The sequence below is a fragment of the Sphingobium baderi genome (genome assembly GCF_001456115.1).
GTDB classification, from domain to species: domain Bacteria; phylum Pseudomonadota; class Alphaproteobacteria; order Sphingomonadales; family Sphingomonadaceae; genus Sphingobium; species Sphingobium baderi_A.
Genome location: NZ_CP013264.1, coordinates 1,026,750 through 1,044,764, shown reverse-complemented (window position 1 = coordinate 1,044,764; position 18,015 = coordinate 1,026,750). Strand labels below are relative to the sequence as shown.

Below are 18,015 nucleotides of genomic sequence, written 5' to 3'. Positions count from 1 at the left end.
AACATCGCGAGGCGTTTCCTTGGTCATCGCAGCACCTCTCCCCGACACGGGCCAGACAGCATCCGTCTCACGAGGCGCTTCATGTCCTCATTTGGCACCGGCGCCTTGTTGATGCGTTCGGGGTCGCCGGGGCGGGCGGCATTGCGGTCCTTGCCCTGAGGGACTATTCGCGCTTCGCCCGGCAGGCCGATTTCCGCCGCACGCACCGTTGCTATCGTGTCAATAGCCATGAGAGCAATCGCGATGACCAGCCCGCCTTGCGAAACGGAATACCCCGTCGAACCTTCTGCATCAGGTCGCTGAGCATAGGGCGAGGTCGTCATGATCGCACCTGTGCCAAGGTATAGCGTCGCGGCGTCAGCGATCGGCCGGGATATCCATCGCCTGCCACCCACCGCCCAGAGCCTTGTACAAGGCGGCCAGTTGGCGCAGCTCGGCCGACTGCGCTTCGATACCTGCCCGATCTGCAGCATGTTGCGCGAGCCGTGCCTGGAGGAGTGTGGTCAGATTCTCTTCACCGGCCCGGTAACGGCGCTCCGCAAGCCCGGTGGCTTCGGCCGCCGATGCGCTGGCCGCATCGCGCTCGATCCGGACCTCTCCTATGGCTGCAAAGCGATTGATCGCGGCCTCGCTGTCCGCAAGTGCCGCGAGTATTGCGCGATCATAGCGCGCAAGCGCTGCATCGGCGCGCGCATCGGCCGCCCTTATCCGAGCCCGGATGCGGCCGCCGGAGAAAAGCGGCCAGTGCAGCGCCGGCCCGAATTGGAAGCGCAGACTGTCGCCCGAGAAAAGATCGCCTGCCTCACGCGCCTGAAGTCCGACACCTCCGAGCAGCGAGAATCGTGGGAAGAGTTCGGCAGTGGCAATCCCGACATCCGCCGTCGCGGCGGCGAGTTCACGTTCCGCACGGCGAATGTCTGGCCTGCGGCGAAGCAGATCGGAGCGAAGCCCCGCTCGTACCTCCCGGCGGGCTGACGGCAGCGGACGCGACATCCGCAGGCGATCATAGTGCATTTCGGGCGGCTCTCCGGTGAGCAGTGCGAGCCGGAAGGCGGCAGCATCGGCTTCGGCGTGGAAATGCGGAATGCTCGCTGCCGTGGCGTGTGCGAGCGTTTCGGCACGGGTCAGATCCTCGCGTGAGGCAAGGCCCGCATGCACCCGATCGGCAACGAGGTGCGCGATCTGCGCCTGGGCTGCGGCAGCGGCGGCCGCGTTCGCGCCCAAGGCCTGCGCCGCGCGCAGGTCAATATAGGTCCGCACCACTTCGGCGATGACCTGGATCACCGCACCGCGCTTCGCTTCCTCCGCTGCCTGGGCACGTGCCTCCGCGCTCTCTACGGCGCGCCGCGTGCCGCCCCAGAGGTCGATTTCCCATGACGCATCAAAGCCTCCATCGAAGATCGACAGATCACGGCCGAGACCGGGCACTTTTCCAACAGGAAGCTGTCCATTCTCGCTGAGTCGGTTCTGCGTCGCGACAGCGGTAACACCAGCCTGCGGTAGTGTCCGGCCCCGGACCGCATCGCGTAATGCACGCGCTTCGCGAAGCCGCGCTTCGGCCTCATCGATATCCTTGTTTCCTGCAATCGCGCGATCGACGAGCTCGCTGAGCATTGGATCGTTGAAAGCGTGCCACCAGGCTGCATCCACGGCGCCCGATTCAACTGAACCGATCCAGGTCTCGCTGACCTTGATCGGCGGAGGGCTATAGTCGGGGCCAACGGTACAACCGGCGAGCGCGAGCGTCCCTGGAATCGCGAGCAGACGCCAGCCAATGGGTCTACAGAACGTCATGACAGTGACCCCGCAGCCGATCGCGTCGCCTGCCGCGCAAGTACGACCTTCACGGCGACGACGATGGGAACCGCGGCGACGAACATCAGCGCTACAGCAATAAAGGCGGTGTTGAAGGCAATGACGGTTCCCTGTCCGCCGAGGGAACGCGCAAGCAAGGTACGGGCTGCGGATGCGGCAGATCCCGGGTCCAGGCCGCGCCCTGCCAGCAGCATGGAATATTCGCCCATGCGATCGGTCAACGTGTGCGACCCCGACGTGAGCGCTGCTCCGAGCAGGGTGCGGTTCGTTACCGCCTGATGGTCAATCAATGTCTGGAGCCCAGCGACCCCGATCAGACCACCAAGCTGACGCCCGATATTGAAGAGGCCGATGCCGAAAGCGAGATGCGACGGCGCCAGACGGCTGAACGCAATCAGCGTGATCGACAGGAACAGGCAGCCGAGGCCAAAGCCGCGTAGTAGGAGTGCGGCCATCATGTCATCCGATCCGCTCTCAAGCGTGGAACCCGAGAGCATCCACATGGCGATCATCATGGAAAGGACGCCGAAAGGAACGGTTGCAACAGGCGGAACACGCCGAAACCGGATTAGAAGCGCCACGACAAAGAGTGTTGCAGCGAAAACTAGGCCGCTCGGCAGAAGGAGCGCACCTGCCTCTGTCGGTGTCATCCCAAGTACCGAGAGCGCGAATGTCGGGATGAGAAATGCGCTGCCGAACAGCGCAGCACCGGCAACGAAGCTGACGACAAATGCAAAGGCGAAATCGTCGTTGCGAAATAGCGCAAGGTCCAGGAGCGGCGCACGTGCCCGACGCTGGCGATCCACCACGAAGAGAAAGGCGATCACGGCAAGCCCAAGCGCTTTTGCCACGCGCGCTTCCTCGAGCCAGTCCCAGCGGCTCCCTTGCGAAAGCAGCCACACTGCGCTGGAGAATGCGAGCGCTAGCGCGGCCAACCCCACCCCGTCGAGGGCACGTCGATCGAGTACTGGCAATTGAACGGACCCAGCCATGAACATGAGACCGATCGCGGCGAGTGCAAGCGGCAGCACGAGGAAGAAGATCCATGTCCAGTCACGCGTATCGATCAGCCACCCATGGAGCATGGGCGCGAGCGTGGCCGGCGCCACGACTGCACCCATCGCGAAAATCGCCTGCAAAGCCGGTTGCCGTTCCGGTTCATAACGCCAGAAGAGAATGGCTTGCCCGGTCACGAGCAGAATTGCGCCGGCCAGCCCCTGGACAAGACGCAAGGCGACCAGCACGCCGAGCTGTACGGATAAAGCCGCAAGCATTGCCGCAATTCCCATCGACGCAGTCGCGCCGAGTAGTGCGCGGCGGGGCTCGATACGCGTGAGAAGCCACGGTGCGGCAGCAAAACCCGTCAGCTTCATGGCGGTGTAACAGACGTCCAGCCAGGCAAATTCATCCGGGGTTGAATGGATGTCGCCCATGATGTCGTTGCGTCCGATTGCGAGCATTGTACCAGTGATCGCTTCCGTCAGGCTCGCGATAACGATGCCGGCGACAAGCCAGCCCCCGCCTGTGGATTCGCGCGCGGGTGCACTGGTGGCGGCAATCATGACGTGCCCCCGCGCCGGATTTCAACACGCGCAGAGAGACCTGGCACGAGCCGCCCGGGAAAGGGGTTCCGGACGAGGCGAATCTTGACCGCGACACGCTGGACGACACGGACGAAATTTCCGGTCGCATTGTCGGATGGTATCAGGCTGAAGGCGGCGCCGCTGCCTGGAGCGAAGCTGTCGACGACCCCTTCGATCGCCTCGTCCGAATAGCCGTCAATCCATATCAGCGCTCGCTGGCCCCGGCGGATATCCTTAAGCTGTGTTTCCTTGAAATTGGCAATTACATAGACTGATGCGACCGGTACAATGTCGAGAAGCGGCGTTCCAGGTGCGACAAGCCGCCCGACACGGACCTGCCGGTTGCCAATCACCCCGTCGACCGGCGCGCGCACTTCGGTACTCTCCAGATCGATCCGGGCGAGGTCACGAAGAGCTTCGGCTTGCGCGAGTGCTGCGGCGGCGATGTCTCCCTGGGCGCCGAGCACGCCGAGTTTCTGGCGTTGCGCATCGGTGTTCGCCCGCGACGCAGCGGCTCCCGCCTCAGCCCGACTTTGCCCCGCGTCTGCTTCGTCGAACTGCGTCTGGCTGACCGCACCGCCTTCAACAAGGCCGCTGCGCCTCGCGCGCGCCTTCCTTGCGAGCGCAAGATCGGAAAGAGCCGATCGTCGCTGGGCTTCGGCCTGGCGGATCAGTGCATGCTGGAGCCCCGTTTCCTCAACCACGTTAGCCAGACGCGCCCGCGCCGCCTCGACATTCGCTTCAGCCTGCGCGAGCTTGGCGCGATAGTCGCGATCATCGATGCGAAAGAGGAGGTCTCCCGCCTTCACAGCCTGGTTATCAGCGACAGCAACGGCAGTGACATAACCAGCAACTCTCGGCGCAAGAGACGTGATATCGCCGCGTACGTAGGCATTGTCGGTCGACGCCGCCGCATCCGCACCAGCCCATGCCCACCAGCCTGTGAAGATCAGGACTGCCGCGAGCACGAGCAGGGCACCGGCCGCCTTGCGCCGATCAAAGCCTGATCTGGTCGATGCCGCCTCGGTGCTCACTGTCCTGCCTCTATCTATCGGGTGAGAGCAGATTCATGCCGGGAGGTCTCGCCAGCGACTATTGAGTCAAAGCATCTTCCTTCCCAGACTTTCGTTTGGTTCACCCTCGACCAAGGGTGAGCAGACTCGCAAATCGCGATCAGGATAGGGGCGCAGCGATGCGCTTCAGCCGCAAGGGAAGTACGCCCGGCTTGATGGATCCAATCCAGCCGCAAAGACCTGGACCCCGGTTCTCTTACGATCAGCACGCACGGCGCACGCGCAACCTCTGCCCGGCTTTTAGGTCAGCTTATATTCGATATGTCATCGGCAAATGCACGGGCCAGGCTCGTCGCAATTTGGGCCCCCGCGGTGAAACGTCCGGCTCGAGGTAGAATGAGGCGAAATTCCGCGCCGCCTTCGGGACGGTTCGATGCCGACAACTCTCCGCCATGGGCGGCGACAATCGATTGGCAGATGGCCAGGCCGATACCCATGCCATGGGTCTTTGTCGTGAAAAAGCCGTCGAATATGCGTTCGATATGATCGAGGGCTATGCCCGGCCCACGATCACGCAGCGTGAAAAGAAGATCACCCTTTTTGTCGGTCCCGGTAGAAATGGCGATCTCCCGCAGGGTTTCATCGCATCCCTCAACGGCCTGTATCGCGTTGATGAGCATATTCACGATCACCTGCTGGAGCTGTATTCGATCACCAATCACCGAAGGCAATCCACGAGCGTAGGCACTCGTCACACGGACTGAGCGTGTTTCGATCTCGTGACGGACAAAGAGCAGGCTTTCCTGGACGATCTCGTTGAATGCGAGTTCGACCGGAGTAGGCGTCTGCTTGACGGCCATACCGCGCACGCGTTGCACGATCTCATCCGCACGCCGTGCGCTTGCAGCAATCCTGGCCGTGAGTTGCCCGACCTTTTCGATATCCGGCTTGTCACGCCCCAGCCAACGCAGGCTCGTCTCGGCGTTCGTGACGATGGCCGCGAGCGGTTGGTTAACCTCATGGGCAATTGAGCTGGCGAGTTCGCCGAGCATCGACACGCGCGCGGCGTGGCTGAAATCTGCCTGAAGTTGGCGCAACTGTGTTTCCATTCGCAATTGATCCGTCACATCCTCCAAGCTGAAGATGGTGGCGTCGAGCTCAAGGCGTGGTTCAGGATAGGTAACGGAAAAGCGCACGTCGAGCGCCCGATTGTCGAGAGTCCGAAGCTTCATGAGTTCGCTGTAGTTCTTCCGCCCGGTGAATCGACCGATCATCACGCGCCGCAACGCAGCAGGATCTGCGGCGAACAGGTATCCGACGGGCCGGATCAGGTCTTGCACCCCCGCGCCGCCGACCAACTCGATCGCTCGGCGATTGACGTCGGTGACATTGACCGTGTCCGCCGCAAGCTCGACCAGTTCGGGATGCTCTTCCAGGTATCGCTCGAAATCGATGACGCCATCTGCTCTCAATCGTGCATAGATCTTACCCATGTGACTGGCGTCGACCTGCCAGAGGGCAACCGGCATATAATCGATAAGCTTGCGATAGCGGGCTTCACTTGCCCGCAGGAACAGATAGGAGCGATCATCATCGACTGTGCCGTTCACCGCTATGAACAGGCGTTCGCGATGCGTGCCACCCGCTCGCCAGACCGTGACGAGGGGATCACGCAATATTCCGTCTGACGCGAGTTGGCGGCGGCAGGCCTTTCCGCCCCGATCACGCAAGACCTCGAGGATGAGCTCGGCTAGTATGCTGCGGCTTCCCACCGGCCAAAATGCCGCCACGGATTGCCCAACCATCAGATCGGGACCACGGTTGCCGCCCACCAGGCGCGCGGTACGCTCGTTGACCTCGACAATCCGCGCCAGCTCGACAAGACGGCCGTAAAGATCCTGCAATTCCTCCTCGGGAACAGAACCGGTCCGCGCGGCAATCCGCTCGATGATCCGCGAGGCGGGCGAGACGTCAATCTCCCAACTCGCGGCCGTCATGCGGTCGAGAACAAATTCTTCTTCATATTGCGGCTCTCCGGCATCCCGTGCCGGACGCGCGAATTCGATGACGTCGCGGTGCATGCCCACGTCATCATATCGTAGGTGGCGCCGCACGTCGGCAAAGACGATCCCGCCATCGCGCGTATATCGGCTGATGCGGCCGCGCCAGAATCCTTCCTGCAGAAGATGTGCCCAGGCGCGCTTTTCGTCGGCAGGCGATGGAGACAAATCCTGGACCTGTGTCCCTCGAACGGCAAGTGCGGGCCAGCCAAAGATGTGTTCCGCGGCGGGGTTCCAGTCGCGCACCCTGCTGGACTCATCGAGAATGATGATGCTTTCCCACGCGAGATCCGCGATGCCTGCTTCATCATGGTCACGAAGCAGGGAGGTCATCGCCCGCCGCCTCGGCCACCGTCGACGGCCGCCGCAATGGCACCCAATAGCCGGTCATCAGAGACAGGTTTGGTAAACCATGCCCTGACGCCGAGCGAGAGCGCGTAGGCGCGAGCCTGCTGGTCCAGTACGGATGAGAGAACGATCATCGGTAGATCGGCGCCCTCTTCATGAAGGTGCTCGATCAGCTCCATCCCAGTCATTCCCGGCATGCGGATATCAGTGACGAGGCAGTCAAAACGGCACTCGGTCCGCGCGGCGAGGAAGGAAGCTGCACCCGCGAATGTGTGGCAGGCGAGCCCCGAGACCATCAGCAGGTCTCCAAGAGCTTCACGTACAGCCTCGTCATCGTCCACGATGGCGACGGTCGGCAGTTCAGGCAAAGGGCGACATCCTCTTTAACGCAGGCTCCGAAGCAGAAGCCATCTATGTCGCGCAGCTTGCAAAGCATTGTTACCATACCAAAGACTAGGCTGGGGCGGCTTCGCGTATATCGGTTGGCAGCTTTTCCCAGGCGCGTATCAGCTCGCCGACCGAAGCGGCTTGCATCTTGCGCATCACATTGCTGCGATGCAGTTTCACGGTGATCTCGGTGATACCGAGATCGAAGGCGATCTGCTTGTTCAGCCGCCCCAGGGCGACTTCGCGCATGACCTGGCATTCGCGCGGTGTCAGCGTCTCGAAATGCTCGACATGCCTTTGCACGGCACGCGCATTCGCCCGCCCTGCGATGTCCCGCTCGATTCCGGCCGTCACGGCATCCAGCAACGTCTGGTCGCGGACCGGCTTGGTGAGAAAGTCCACGGCGCCTGCCTTCATCGCCTGGACCGACATCGGAATATCGCCATGGCCGGTCAGGAATATGATCGGCTTGACGATACCCGCTGAGGCAAAATGTTGCTGGAGGTCGAGACCGCTTGCTCCCGGCATGCGGACGTCAAGGACAATACATCCCGGCCGCTCGAGAAGCGGAGAATCCATCAGGTCGCGCGTGGAGGCACAGCACAAGGCCTCGATGCCGACTGAGAGCATCAACTCACGGATAGCCGTGCGAACCTCTTCGTCATCGTCGACGATGAAGACGAGCGGTAGCTCATCTTCAGCTATAGTACTGATCATGTCGTCCTGTCCTTCGCTCGCGCCAGACTTCCCGATCGCCGCTGAACGATCCGCCGGTCGAACCATGACCTGGTGTCCATGCCGAACGTGGGTGGCGCCTTTCGTTCAATCCGCCCGGCAATATCGGCAAGACTCTCACTCGCGAGAGCCTCGCGCATTGCATTCTCGGCCTTGAGCATGACCGCGTGTATCGAACAGACGCCGCGTGTTGCCCAGATGGGCGCTTCTTGGTCGAACAGGGCACAGCGACTGCGGATTTCCTGGCACTCGAACAGCGGCTTTCGCCCCTCGATAGCGTCAACCAGTTCGAGCACGGAAATCGTCTCCGGCGCGCGCGCGAGTCGGTAGCCGCCACGCACGCCTTCGGCCGCCTCGACGATCCCCGCCTTTTCGAGCTTGGGAAAGATCTTTGCGACGAAGGAGGGCGAAACGCCCTGAAACGCGGCGAGGTCACGCGCACTGCGCGGCTGCTCGCCGGCATCGAGCAGTCCCAGCAGGCAATGCAGCCCATACTCCACGCTTACGGTAAGGTGCGCCATAACAGAGACTATATTTATCTGCGTTTGGCGAGGCAAGGAATTCCTCCCTTGTCTCGCCAGTGCCGGCCGACGCTTCTCTTCCATGAGCCTGTCCGAAAATGCGGCCATCGAATGAACCTCAGGCCACCTTCCGCCGCGGTGGAAGGAAGTTCCCATCAATCCCACCGGGCCAGGGCGTTACCGTTTCCCCCGCCACCATCCAGGTGCCGAAATCCCGGCGCAAACGAAGTTCGTACATTGCCGGAGGAGCATCGGGACTCATGCGACGATAGAGGATCGCGGTAGCATGATCACCCTGCTGTTCGACATGGAGGACGCGATGCTCGGTCGAAAGCGGTGCCTCACCCGCGTCCCGGCGAGAACGGAACTCGGCAATGGAATCGTCGCGACGGATCCGCGTCACCCCGCCGTCGCTTCCAAGCACCAGAAAAATCTGATCCGGCGTATAGAGCGTCTCCATGCCCTCGATGTCATAGGCGCTGCCGACGTGCACGACGTTGCGGATCAGGTCGTGGATCGCGGGATCGATTTCGGGTTTGGTCATTATGATTTCCTTTCCAGGTGGATAAGCAGGGTCAAAGCAGCGCCATGCCGCCATCGACGCGAAGATTGATGCCGGTGACGAAGCTGCTGGCGTCCGAGGCGAGGAACAGCGCGGCACGCGCCAGTTCTTCGGGCCGGCCAAGCCGGCCGAGCGGGATCGCGCCCGCCATCATCGTTGTGAAAGTCTCGCGTTCCCCAGCGGGGACGCCAAGCTTTGCGAGGATTTCCGTTTCCGTCGGTCCAGGGCTCAGAATGTTGACGCGGATGCCGCGGTCCTTGAATTCGAGTGCCCAACTGCGCGCGAAGGCACCGATCGCCGCCTTGGTTCCCGCATAGACCGCATGGCCTTCAAGCACCTTGTCGCTCGCGAGCGACCCCAGGAGAATGATCGAGCCTCCGTCGCGCAGTTCGGGGGCGACCGCTTGAACGCCGAAGAAAGTGCCGCGCGTATTGACCCCGAACTGGGCATCATATTCGGCGGGGGATACCGCAGGCGACGCCGTGATCGTGTTGACGCCGGCGTTCGCCATATAAATGTCGGCACCGGCGAAGCGATTGCGAACGAAGTCCGCGACCTTGCGATGGTGATCGGGATCGGCGACGTCACCCCGGATGGCGATCGCGGATGGGCCGATGGCGCGCACCGCGTCGTCAAGGGCTTGCTGGCGTCGCCCGGTAATCACCACATGGGCGCCTTGCTCTGCAAAGAGCCTCGCACTCGCGAACCCGATGCCACTGTTGCCACCCGTGATTACGGCAACCTTTCCGTTCAGATTTGTCATATTTTACCTCCGGTGAAGTCAGCGGGGTATTTCGTTTTTCCAGAACGGAATATTAGAGTGGCTTGAAGCAAAGGATTTTTGATAAAAACTATCGAATGGGTGCAGGACTCGAACCGATCAGCGGATTGCACGCCTTTGTCCGGGCCGCAGAGGCAGGTTCGTTCAGCGCGGCTGCGAGGCTTGCCGGCACGACACCATCCGCCGTCTCCAAGAGCGTGGAGCGGCTTGAACAGCGTCTGGGCGTCAAGCTCTTCCTGCGCTCGACACGTTCGCTCGCACTGACGGTCGACGGAACTGCCTATTATGAGCGCGTGGCGCCCCTGCTGCGCTCCCTTGACGAGGCCGGCGACGTCCTGAGCAGCGCCGAGCGGGCCGGTGGATTGCTGCGGGTCAGCCTGCCCGGCGTTCTTGGTCCTACGCTCGTCGAGCACCTGACCGGCGGCTTCGTCCGACGTCACCCCGACATCAAGCTCGAGATCAGCATCACCGACCGTCATGTCGATCTCGTTCGCGAAGGATTCGACGCCGCACTGCGCGTGGGTGCGGTGGAAGCGGTCGACTGGATGGTTCGGCGCATCGCGACTTTACCCCTCGTCCTCGTCGCGGCACCCGATTGGCTCGATCGTACCGGTTATCCTTCAACACGCGATGATCTCCTGCAGGCGTCCCATGTTCGCTATCGCCTTGGCTCGCGCGCGTATCCGATCCGCTTCGCCGATGGCTTCGAACTCGCAATCGATGGGGCGCTCGACACCGACTCTGGACTGGTGATGCGCACCGCTGCGCGTGCCGGGATCGGTATCGCGCAGTTGCTTCGGCTCGCGGTGGCAGACGATCTCGCCGCCGGACACCTCGTTGAACTGCTACCGCACGACCCTCTCGCGTCGATCCCGGTGCAGGCACTGCACGCATTCGGGCGCCTGGCTCCGTTGCGCGTGCAGTTGTTCACCGACTATCTGGCCGAAGTGCTGGCGCCGCACTCGATTTGAGAGGAACGCGAGTTTCTGATCCGAATGCTCGCGCAGTGAGGCGCCCGGCATGCACTCCAGCATGCTGTTGGGTCAGTTCGTCGCTGCTTCCGTCAGCTTCAGGTGGTGGGGGCGCGCGCTCCCGACAGATGAATGCGCGCCCCGACCTGGTTGAGCTGCCCGGCGATCAATAATCCCAGATCGACGCCACCCAACGAAAGGCATCGCCGTCGAGCGCCACCCGTCCGAGAGACGGGAAGGCAAGGTGTGTCGCCACCAGCAGTTCACCGCTCTGCGCGGCCTCACGAAGGAGGTCGACCCGAACGCGCACAGCCTCTTCGGGGTCATGCTCGAAACCGTTATGCCAGTCCGGATGGTCGAATCCCACGGGGAACAGGGCATCACCCGCGAACGTCAGGCGCTCGCCGTTGGATTCAACCCTAACCACGCAGTGGCCCGGAGTATGTCCGCCGGTCAGCTTCGCCGTAACCCCTGGCGCCACCTCAAGCTCGTTCTCGAACGTGCTGATTTTGTCGCCATAGGCTTGGACGAATTCGGCAGCGGTCGAACGGAGCACGTCCGGCACGGGCGACGGCATCGAAGTCAGCGAGAAATCGGGATCCTTCCAGAATTCGACTTCCGTCGAGGTCACATGGATCCGGACATCGGGCCGCAGCCTGCTGCGAACCTCATCAACCAGCAGCCCGCCGACATGATCCATGTGCATGTGGGTGATGACGACGTCCGTAACCGCTTCCAGTGGAATGCCAGCAGCTTCGAGGCGCTTGGGAAACTGGCCAGCGCGAGGAAAGCCAGGGAATTGCCCGCCGAGGCCCGCATCCACCAGGATGACCTGCTCGCCACTGCGCACGACGAGAACGTTCAGGGCCCAGTCGAACATATCGGGACCCAGGAACATGTCATTGAACCATGCCGCGCGCGCATCGGGCGTCACGTTGGTCGACATGGTTTCAGTCGGCAGCGGCAGCACACCGTCGCTGACGATGAGAACATCCAAACCGCCAACGCTGAGCGCGTATCGCGAAGGGACAAGGTCGTCGGCGTCGGTCCGGCCGGGTTTGGCAATGGTTTCGAGTTTCATGCTTCGTTCCTTTCGAGATGCCGCAATGCCACGGCGACAGTCAGGCTACGGAACGGCATTCGAAGGGACGATTGGGTGGAAGCATTGTCCGAGACATACGATCGTATAGGCGCGTAGACGCGGGCGTTCATGAGGGCCTGGTCGGAATATGGGGTTTGAAGTTGCTCTCTCCCGCTTGCGTTCTGGTGGTGGGTTCAGATGTGGGCCGGAGCGAGCGATGGCCGGATTTCGAGGGTCGCGCAAAGGCTCGCCCCAGGGATTTGGCCGATGAGGAAATAGCCACAGTTCGCATCGTCCGTGCCCGACCGGAACGCGCGGCTCGCCTTGCGAGATGGAGTTCCTAGAGAAAATTCAACGCGGTGCGCGTGGGGGCGGCGGATTCTACCCTACATTTCGGAGCATGGCTGACACCTTGCTACCTATGCATTGGAATGGAGCGCCTGAGACTTGCGTAGTATCGCACCCGGCGTGTCGGTCCAGTAAACCGATAAGGCAGCCCGCAGGAATTTGCCCCCTCCCGCCTCGGGCTGACCGCACATAGGCGGTATCTCGAGCGGGCCGGTCACTCCCCCGACCGGCCCGCTCCCTTGTCGTGTGCTCGTCCGGCGAGAGCGTAAATCGGATTAGAATTGCAATGGGAGCACCAGAAAGCATATAAGACCCACGTGTCTGGAGACAGGCACACGACTCATCCATGGAGGGAACGGTCGGCTTGGATTGCGCTTTGGCGTGGTCGAGCTTTCGTTCCTTCAAGCGAAGCCGCCTCGCGAAAGCGTTGGCGGTTTTTTGTTTGGATGGGTCGATATGGGAACGAAGAGACGACTGGAGCGAGATCAGGCTTTCAAGAGCCAGAAGCTGGCGAAGACGGCGCAGCGGCGGCACAAGCTCGAAACTGAGCGCGAGATTTCGGAACGGGTTGGCAGCAATCGCCGGAATGACCTCCTGCCAGAATTGCGATTGCAGTACATTGCCCTCGCGGAGCTGCGCCCCTCTCCGCATCGTTCGCGGCGATCGACGGTGGAGCACGTCGGACGGCTGACGGCATCCATCTCCGATCTCGGATTCACGGTACCGATCCTCGTTCGCGAAACCGAGATTGTCGATGGTCACATCCGTGTCGAGGCGGCCACGCGCTTAGGCCTGGACCGCGTCCCCGCCATCGAGATCAGCCATCTTTCGCCTGCGGAAATCCGCAAGCTGAGGCTCACCCTCAATCGCACGGCGGAAATGGGCGAATGGGATCTGGACCAGTTGCGCATCGAGATCGCGGATCTGATCGACCTCAATGTAGACCTGTCCTCGACCGGTTTCAGTGTCCAGGAGCTGGATATCATCCTGCTCGACGAGGACGATGAAGGCAGCGAGGAAGCCGGCGATCAGCTTCCCGATGCCGCCGGACCTTCGGTTACGCGCACGGGTGATCTGTGGTTACTAGGCGATCATCGAATCATCTGCGGCAACGCGCTGGATTCCGATGTTCACGCCACGTTACTTGATGGACGAACCGTCCACCTGGTGCTCACCGATCCGCCTTATAACGTCTCGATCCCCGGCAATGTCAGTGGCCTGGGTAAGCAGAAGCATGCCGATTTCGCCATGGCTTCGGGCGAGATGAACGATGCGGAATGGCAGGCCTTCCTTGATAGGGTCCTGATGCTGCTTGCGGCACCGCTCATCGAGGGCGGCATTATTTTCGCTTTCATGGATTGGCGATCGATCCACCGCGTCTACACGGCTGGTTTCGCGGCCGGGCTCAACCTCGTCAATCTGGTCGTCTGGTACAAGGAAGCCGGCGCCATGGGCGGCCTCTATCGTTCGGCGCACGAACTGATCGCGCTCTTCTGCAAGGGCAAGGTCCCCCGGACCAACAATGTCGAGCTTGGCCGGCATGGACGCAACCGCAACAATGTGTGGATTGCGCCAGGCGCCAACAGGCGTGGTTCCTCCGCCAACCAGATGCTGGAGTTCCATGCCACGCCCAAACCCGTGGAATTGTGCGTCGACGCCATTCTCGACGTCAGCCAGCGCGGGGACACTGTCCTTGATATCTTCCTCGGCAGCGGCACGACCCTGATCGCAGCGGAAAAGACAGGCCGCGCCTGCTGCGGCATCGAGATCGAACCGCGCTTCGTGGATGTCGTTATCCGTCGCTGGGAGCAACTGACAGGCCAGGAGGCGATTCTCGCGGAGACCGGTGAGACATTCACGCGGGTGAGTGAAGTCCGGAAACAGGCAGCCGCCGATCAGCAGGTGGAGGCCGGCCATGACTGACGACGAATTCCCGCCCGATGCGGAGAACCAGGAGGCCTCTTATGAGGTGGGTTACCGCAAACCTCCCAGGCACAGTCAGTTTAAATCGGGCAACAAGCACGGAAAAGGACGGCCGCGCGGATCCCGGAACATGAAGTCTATCGTGCGGGACGTCCTCGAAGACAAGATTCCGGTGAAAATCAACGGTAAAACCCGAAAAGTCTCACCCGTCGAGCTTGGCCTGCGGCAATTGGTCAGGAAGGCCAATGCCGGTGACCTTAAGGCCATCTCTCAGGTCCTGACCCTCGGTGAACGCTACAGTCCACCTGATGATGATACCCCAATCCCTGAGGAGGAGGCCGCCTACGCTCTTGAAACGATAAAACACTATTTGCTGATGCAGGGGGATTTTGGCGATGAATGATCAGACGCTCATAGCGCTCGATCCCCGCCGGATCGCCGCCACTGCTCGTGCGCTGGCCCGCGAAGATCTGAGCGTGTTCGTGCAGGAAGCGTTCCGTATCCTGCATAACGAAGAACTTCTTCGCAACTGGCACATCGACGCCATATGCTATGAACTGATGCGGCTGGCTGAAGGCGACAACCGGCGCCTCCTCATTACGATGCCCCCACGGACAATGAAGAGCTTCATAAGCAGTGTGTGCTTTCCCGCATGGCTTCTAGGCCGCAATCCCGGCGAAAAGATCATCTGCGTGTCCTATGCTCATGATTTGTCCAAGGACTTTGGAGGCCAGACCCGCAAGTTGATGGAATCCGATTGGTATCGACGCATCTTTCCAGATACCCATATCGATCGCAAACGGGCCAGTCTTGATAAGTTGACCACGACACGCGGGGGTTACCGTTATGCCACCTCCACTGGCGGAACGCTGACAGGACGAGGCGGCGCATTCATCATTATCGACGATCCCATAAAGGCCGCCGATGCCCACTCGGAAACCATGCGTGAAAACGCCACCAAGTGGTTCAGGAGCACGGTCCTCAGCCGTCTCAACAATCCGAAAAAAGGCAGGATCGCGGTCATCGCCCAGCGTCTCCACATGGAAGACTTACCCGGCCAGCTGATTGCTCACGGTGGCTGGCATGAACTGCGCTTACCGCTCATCGCTGACAGGGATCTCGAAATTCCGGTGTCGCACAGCGCCTATATGGACTTCCCTGCCGGACAGATTCTTCATGAAGAGCGGTTTGATGAGGAAGAAATCGTCCAGCTTCGGGCGCTCATGGGAGAGCGGGATTTCGAAGCGCAATATAATCAGCGCCCGATGCCACCGGGTGGCGCCCTGTTCAAACTGCAGTGGCTCTCACGCTATGATGAGCGGCCGCCGACGCACAAGGTGCAGGGCATATTCCAGTCTTGGGATACCGCCTATGATATTCAGGACAGCAACGATTACAGCGTGTGCACGACATGGGCGCTTTCGGGGAAGAATTGCTATCTTCTGGACGTCCATCGGGAGCGCCTGGAATTTTATGCCCTCGAAAAAGCTGTCTACGCCCAGCGGGAAAAATGGAAAGCTGATCTCGTGATCGTGGAATGGGCCGGATCGGGGGTCAGCCTTTACCAGAACATACATAACAATGCCGGACATCGATGGATCGATCTGAAGAAACCGGTAGGCTCCAAGGAAGACAGGGCATCCCAGCAATCGCCGAAGTTCGAACGTGGAGAAATCTGGGTTCCCCGCGAAGCTCCCTGGCTCCAGACCTTTGAGGACGAACTGGCCAGCTTCCCGCATGGCAAGCACGACGATCAGGTCGATAGTGTGGTCCAGTTCCTGGCCGCTTTCGATACGGGTCAATTGCTCCGGCTGGCCAATCAGGCCCGGCGACGCTGATATCCGGACGGATCATTATCGGATATGATCCAGCACCCGTTTCATCCATTGCTCCACCGCCGCGGCAATGGATGGCTGGGTCAACAGGGCGACAGGAAAAGCGGGATAGCCCTTTGTGTTCATCGTCTTGAGAGGCCCGACGATCCCGACGAGTTCATCCAGTAGGCGTATGCGCACATCCTCATCCTGCAGCCCTTCACGCGCGTGGATGAAGCGCAGGGTGAATGAGAGGTGGGCGTCTTTCCAGAGGTGGAACGGATAGAGAAGCTTGCCGTCATCACCCACGAAGCTTGCATAAATCGAGCCCTGCGAGGAGTGGATGCCCACTGTGCCGCCAAGGCGCTCGATCATGGACATGTAGACGTTCGCGCCCCGGATAACGTCGGCCCCCATCGCGGCCAGATTCCTCTCCAGCCATTCCGGCGGCGAAACCGGTTCCAGCGTTGCCGAAGGGCGTTTGGCAGCCGCGGCGCGTTCCGTTTCGCCGATCACCCTCGGGCTGAGCGTTATGGCGCCGTTGCCTCCCGCAAACCATCGCAGTTCCACGGCCCGAACATCGGCGCGCATCTGATCGTTCAGGAACTCGACGATCCGGGCAAGCTCCCGGGGTATCTGGTCGGCAACGAACACGAGCTTGATGCGCCCCGCCTTGAAATTGGCATCGACCTGTTCCCAGAACCGATCGGGATCCTCGTCACCCAGAAATGCCCGCAAAAGTTCTTCCGGCTCCTGCTCCGCCTGCAGGGCGGTTTGCGCGAAGCTGTCGGCGATCCTGCCGGTTTGCCAGTAGGCCGTGGCGTTGGCGGCATAATCCAGCATCTGGCCTATGACCTCCCGCCGCAGTCGCGTGTCGACCGCACGCTTGAGTTCGACGAGAACCGGCACGGCGTCGCGAGTGACGAAGAGGTGATCCAGTGACCAACGGCCGGCCCCCATATCACTGTCCATGATAGCCTGTTCGCGGCGGATCAGCAGTAGTTCGCCATCGCCATCGCTGATCAGTTCAGGATATCGCGCGACCAGCATCTGCATATGATCTTCGTTGTCCGGCGTGGAGGGCCGCATGCGCTGGAGCTCGCCATCGGTGCCGACCATGTAGAGCGAGCCGGGCGTCATTCGGCATGCCCCCATTCCTCGCGATATTCGCCGACAACCCAGACGAAGCTCTGCAGATCGATATTGTCCCGGGGGTTCAGCACCCGGGTGTTTTCGCGGGTGGTCTCCGTTAGATCGAGCAGGCTCGAATAGACGGCAGGGTCGAGCGCCGGCCGATAATCATGGGAGAACGGATGCCCGACGCGCTCGGCGAAATCACCGGTGACAACCGGTTTCAGGAACATGTGGTTTTCCGGGCGCCACAGAAACGGCAGATATGTCACCACCGTCCATTTGGCGCAGTCATGCCGGGCCAGCGCAGGAGTCATCATTGCCAGCGCCTGCACGACGTCACCTGTCGCGAACCGTGCCGCCGCCTGCACAAATATATCGGCGTCAGGCCCACGCAGCAGCGGCTGCAGCCTGGTCTTCTCATAGGGAGACAGCAGGTTGGTGGCCCGGAAGACGGCGAGTACCACCTCGCCATATCCCGTTCCCGACATCGCCTCGTCCAGCGGCGCCTGTTCATCGAGCCTGCGCTTGGCCTCAAGCTTGTAATCGCGTTCGCTCTTCTCGAAATGCGCGGACTGGAAACCATCCGGGAAGAAGCTCCGGAAACGGGTCAGCGCGCCCTCAAACCCGAAATAGGCGTCACTGCTCTTGCCGACGAGCGCTTTCAGCTCTCGCCATACCGCATCGGGATCCTCGCCATCGATACGCGCCTTCTGCTTGCCCGCCGTTATCAGCAGGCCAGCGAACGTCTTGCCGACGGCGACCAGCCGGAGGATGTGCTTCCCGATTGTGTCGGTGCGAATGGTCCGGGGGACCCCGGCCGGGGATGCGACGGTCGCGCTATCATCATGTGCTGCCATATTTACCTCGTGTCGACGAACAGTGACAGTGACTGACGCTTGTTCACCCCGGCGAAGTCAAGCACGAATGTCACTGATCGTC

17 protein-coding genes are annotated in these 18,015 nt (G+C 61.3%); 4 read left to right on the top strand and 13 right to left on the bottom strand.

The genetic code is table 11. The features are described from left to right. Nucleotides 1-23: 23 nt before the first annotated feature. The 10 genes from ATN00_RS05230 to ATN00_RS05185 all read right to left on the bottom strand — a co-directional run bounded on the left by ATN00_RS05230 (nt 24) and on the right by ATN00_RS05185 (nt 9,787). Nucleotides 24-323 carry a hypothetical protein gene (locus ATN00_RS05230; RefSeq protein ID WP_156415222.1) on the bottom strand — a complete coding sequence of 100 codons (300 nt, stop codon included), beginning with the start codon at nt 321-323 and terminating at the stop codon, nt 24-26. Nucleotides 324-357: 34 nt separating this feature from the next. Continuing rightward, the gene (locus ATN00_RS05225; RefSeq protein WP_062062945.1) at nt 358-1,794 is read right to left on the bottom strand and encodes an efflux transporter outer membrane subunit; all 1,437 of its coding nucleotides are present in this window, start codon (nt 1,792-1,794) and stop codon (nt 358-360) included. Beyond that, on the bottom strand, nt 1,791-3,377 hold the full coding sequence (locus ATN00_RS05220) for a DHA2 family efflux MFS transporter permease subunit (protein ID WP_062062941.1): 1,587 nt from the start codon (nt 3,375-3,377) through the stop codon (nt 1,791-1,793). The genes ATN00_RS05225 and ATN00_RS05220 overlap by 4 nt, the downstream gene beginning before the upstream one ends. Further along, the gene (locus ATN00_RS05215; RefSeq protein WP_231746387.1) at nt 3,374-4,432 is read right to left on the bottom strand and encodes an HlyD family secretion protein; all 1,059 of its coding nucleotides are present in this window, start codon (nt 4,430-4,432) and stop codon (nt 3,374-3,376) included. The genes ATN00_RS05220 and ATN00_RS05215 overlap by 4 nt, the downstream gene beginning before the upstream one ends. Before the next feature lie 284 nt (nt 4,433-4,716). Further along, nucleotides 4,717-6,804, bottom strand: a complete 2,088-nt coding sequence (locus ATN00_RS05210) for an ATP-binding protein (RefSeq protein WP_082635099.1) — start codon at nt 6,802-6,804, stop codon at nt 4,717-4,719. Continuing rightward, nucleotides 6,801-7,187 (bottom strand): response regulator transcription factor, encoded by a 387-nt coding sequence (locus tag ATN00_RS05205; protein WP_231746386.1) that lies wholly within the window; start codon nt 7,185-7,187, stop codon nt 6,801-6,803. Before ATN00_RS05205 ends, ATN00_RS05210 begins: the two co-directional genes overlap by 4 nt. An 85-nt stretch (nt 7,188-7,272) precedes the next feature. Continuing rightward, the gene (locus ATN00_RS05200; RefSeq protein WP_062062935.1) at nt 7,273-7,923 is read right to left on the bottom strand and encodes a response regulator transcription factor; all 651 of its coding nucleotides are present in this window, start codon (nt 7,921-7,923) and stop codon (nt 7,273-7,275) included. Continuing rightward, nucleotides 7,920-8,462 carry an RrF2 family transcriptional regulator gene (locus ATN00_RS05195; protein ID WP_062062932.1) on the bottom strand — a complete coding sequence of 181 codons (543 nt, stop codon included), beginning with the start codon at nt 8,460-8,462 and terminating at the stop codon, nt 7,920-7,922. Before ATN00_RS05195 ends, ATN00_RS05200 begins: the two co-directional genes overlap by 4 nt. 118 nt (nt 8,463-8,580) lie before the next feature. After that, a complete protein-coding gene (locus tag ATN00_RS05190; RefSeq protein WP_062062929.1) occupies nt 8,581-9,006 on the bottom strand; it encodes a hypothetical protein in 426 nt (141 codons plus the stop codon). A 31-nt stretch (nt 9,007-9,037) separates the two neighbouring features. Next, a complete protein-coding gene (locus tag ATN00_RS05185; RefSeq protein ID WP_062062927.1) occupies nt 9,038-9,787 on the bottom strand; it encodes an SDR family NAD(P)-dependent oxidoreductase in 750 nt (249 codons plus the stop codon). A gap of 62 nt (nt 9,788-9,849) precedes the next feature. Between ATN00_RS05185 and ATN00_RS05180 the strand changes: the two genes are divergently transcribed. Beyond that, nucleotides 9,850-10,776, top strand: coding sequence for a LysR family transcriptional regulator (locus ATN00_RS05180; RefSeq protein ID WP_231746385.1), 927 nt, complete (start codon nt 9,850-9,852; stop codon nt 10,774-10,776). 166 nt (nt 10,777-10,942) lie between these two features. Here the strand turns inward: ATN00_RS05180 and ATN00_RS05175 are convergent, their stop codons facing one another. Beyond that, a complete protein-coding gene (locus ATN00_RS05175) occupies nt 10,943-11,857 on the bottom strand; it encodes an MBL fold metallo-hydrolase (RefSeq protein ID WP_062062921.1) in 915 nt (304 codons plus the stop codon). 804 nt (nt 11,858-12,661) lie between these two features. Between ATN00_RS05175 and ATN00_RS05170 the strand changes: the two genes are divergently transcribed. The 3 genes from ATN00_RS05170 to terL are packed head-to-tail and all read left to right on the top strand — an operon-like array spanning nt 12,662 to nt 15,966. Continuing rightward, complete coding sequence (locus ATN00_RS05170; protein WP_156415221.1) at nt 12,662-14,128, top strand: DNA modification methylase; 1,467 nt, start codon at nt 12,662-12,664, stop codon at nt 14,126-14,128. Beyond that, complete coding sequence (locus ATN00_RS05165) at nt 14,121-14,531, top strand: DUF5681 domain-containing protein (protein ID WP_062062918.1); 411 nt, start codon at nt 14,121-14,123, stop codon at nt 14,529-14,531. The genes ATN00_RS05170 and ATN00_RS05165 overlap by 8 nt, the downstream gene beginning before the upstream one ends. Next, complete coding sequence (gene terL, locus ATN00_RS05160) at nt 14,524-15,966, top strand: phage terminase large subunit (RefSeq protein WP_062062915.1); 1,443 nt, start codon at nt 14,524-14,526, stop codon at nt 15,964-15,966. The genes ATN00_RS05165 and terL overlap by 8 nt, the downstream gene beginning before the upstream one ends. A gap of 15 nt (nt 15,967-15,981) precedes the next feature. Here terL and ATN00_RS05155 read toward each other — a convergent pair whose 3' ends face one another. Together ATN00_RS05155 and ATN00_RS05150 are read right to left on the bottom strand one after the other, a co-directional pair. After that, nucleotides 15,982-17,082 carry a hypothetical protein gene (locus ATN00_RS05155; RefSeq protein ID WP_062062912.1) on the bottom strand — a complete coding sequence of 367 codons (1,101 nt, stop codon included), beginning with the start codon at nt 17,080-17,082 and terminating at the stop codon, nt 15,982-15,984. Next, nucleotides 17,079-17,933: a hypothetical protein gene (locus tag ATN00_RS05150; protein WP_062062910.1), complete on the bottom strand. Its 855-nt coding sequence runs from the start codon at nt 17,931-17,933 to the stop codon at nt 17,079-17,081. Before ATN00_RS05150 ends, ATN00_RS05155 begins: the two co-directional genes overlap by 4 nt. Between the last annotated feature and the right edge of the window lie 82 nt (nt 17,934-18,015).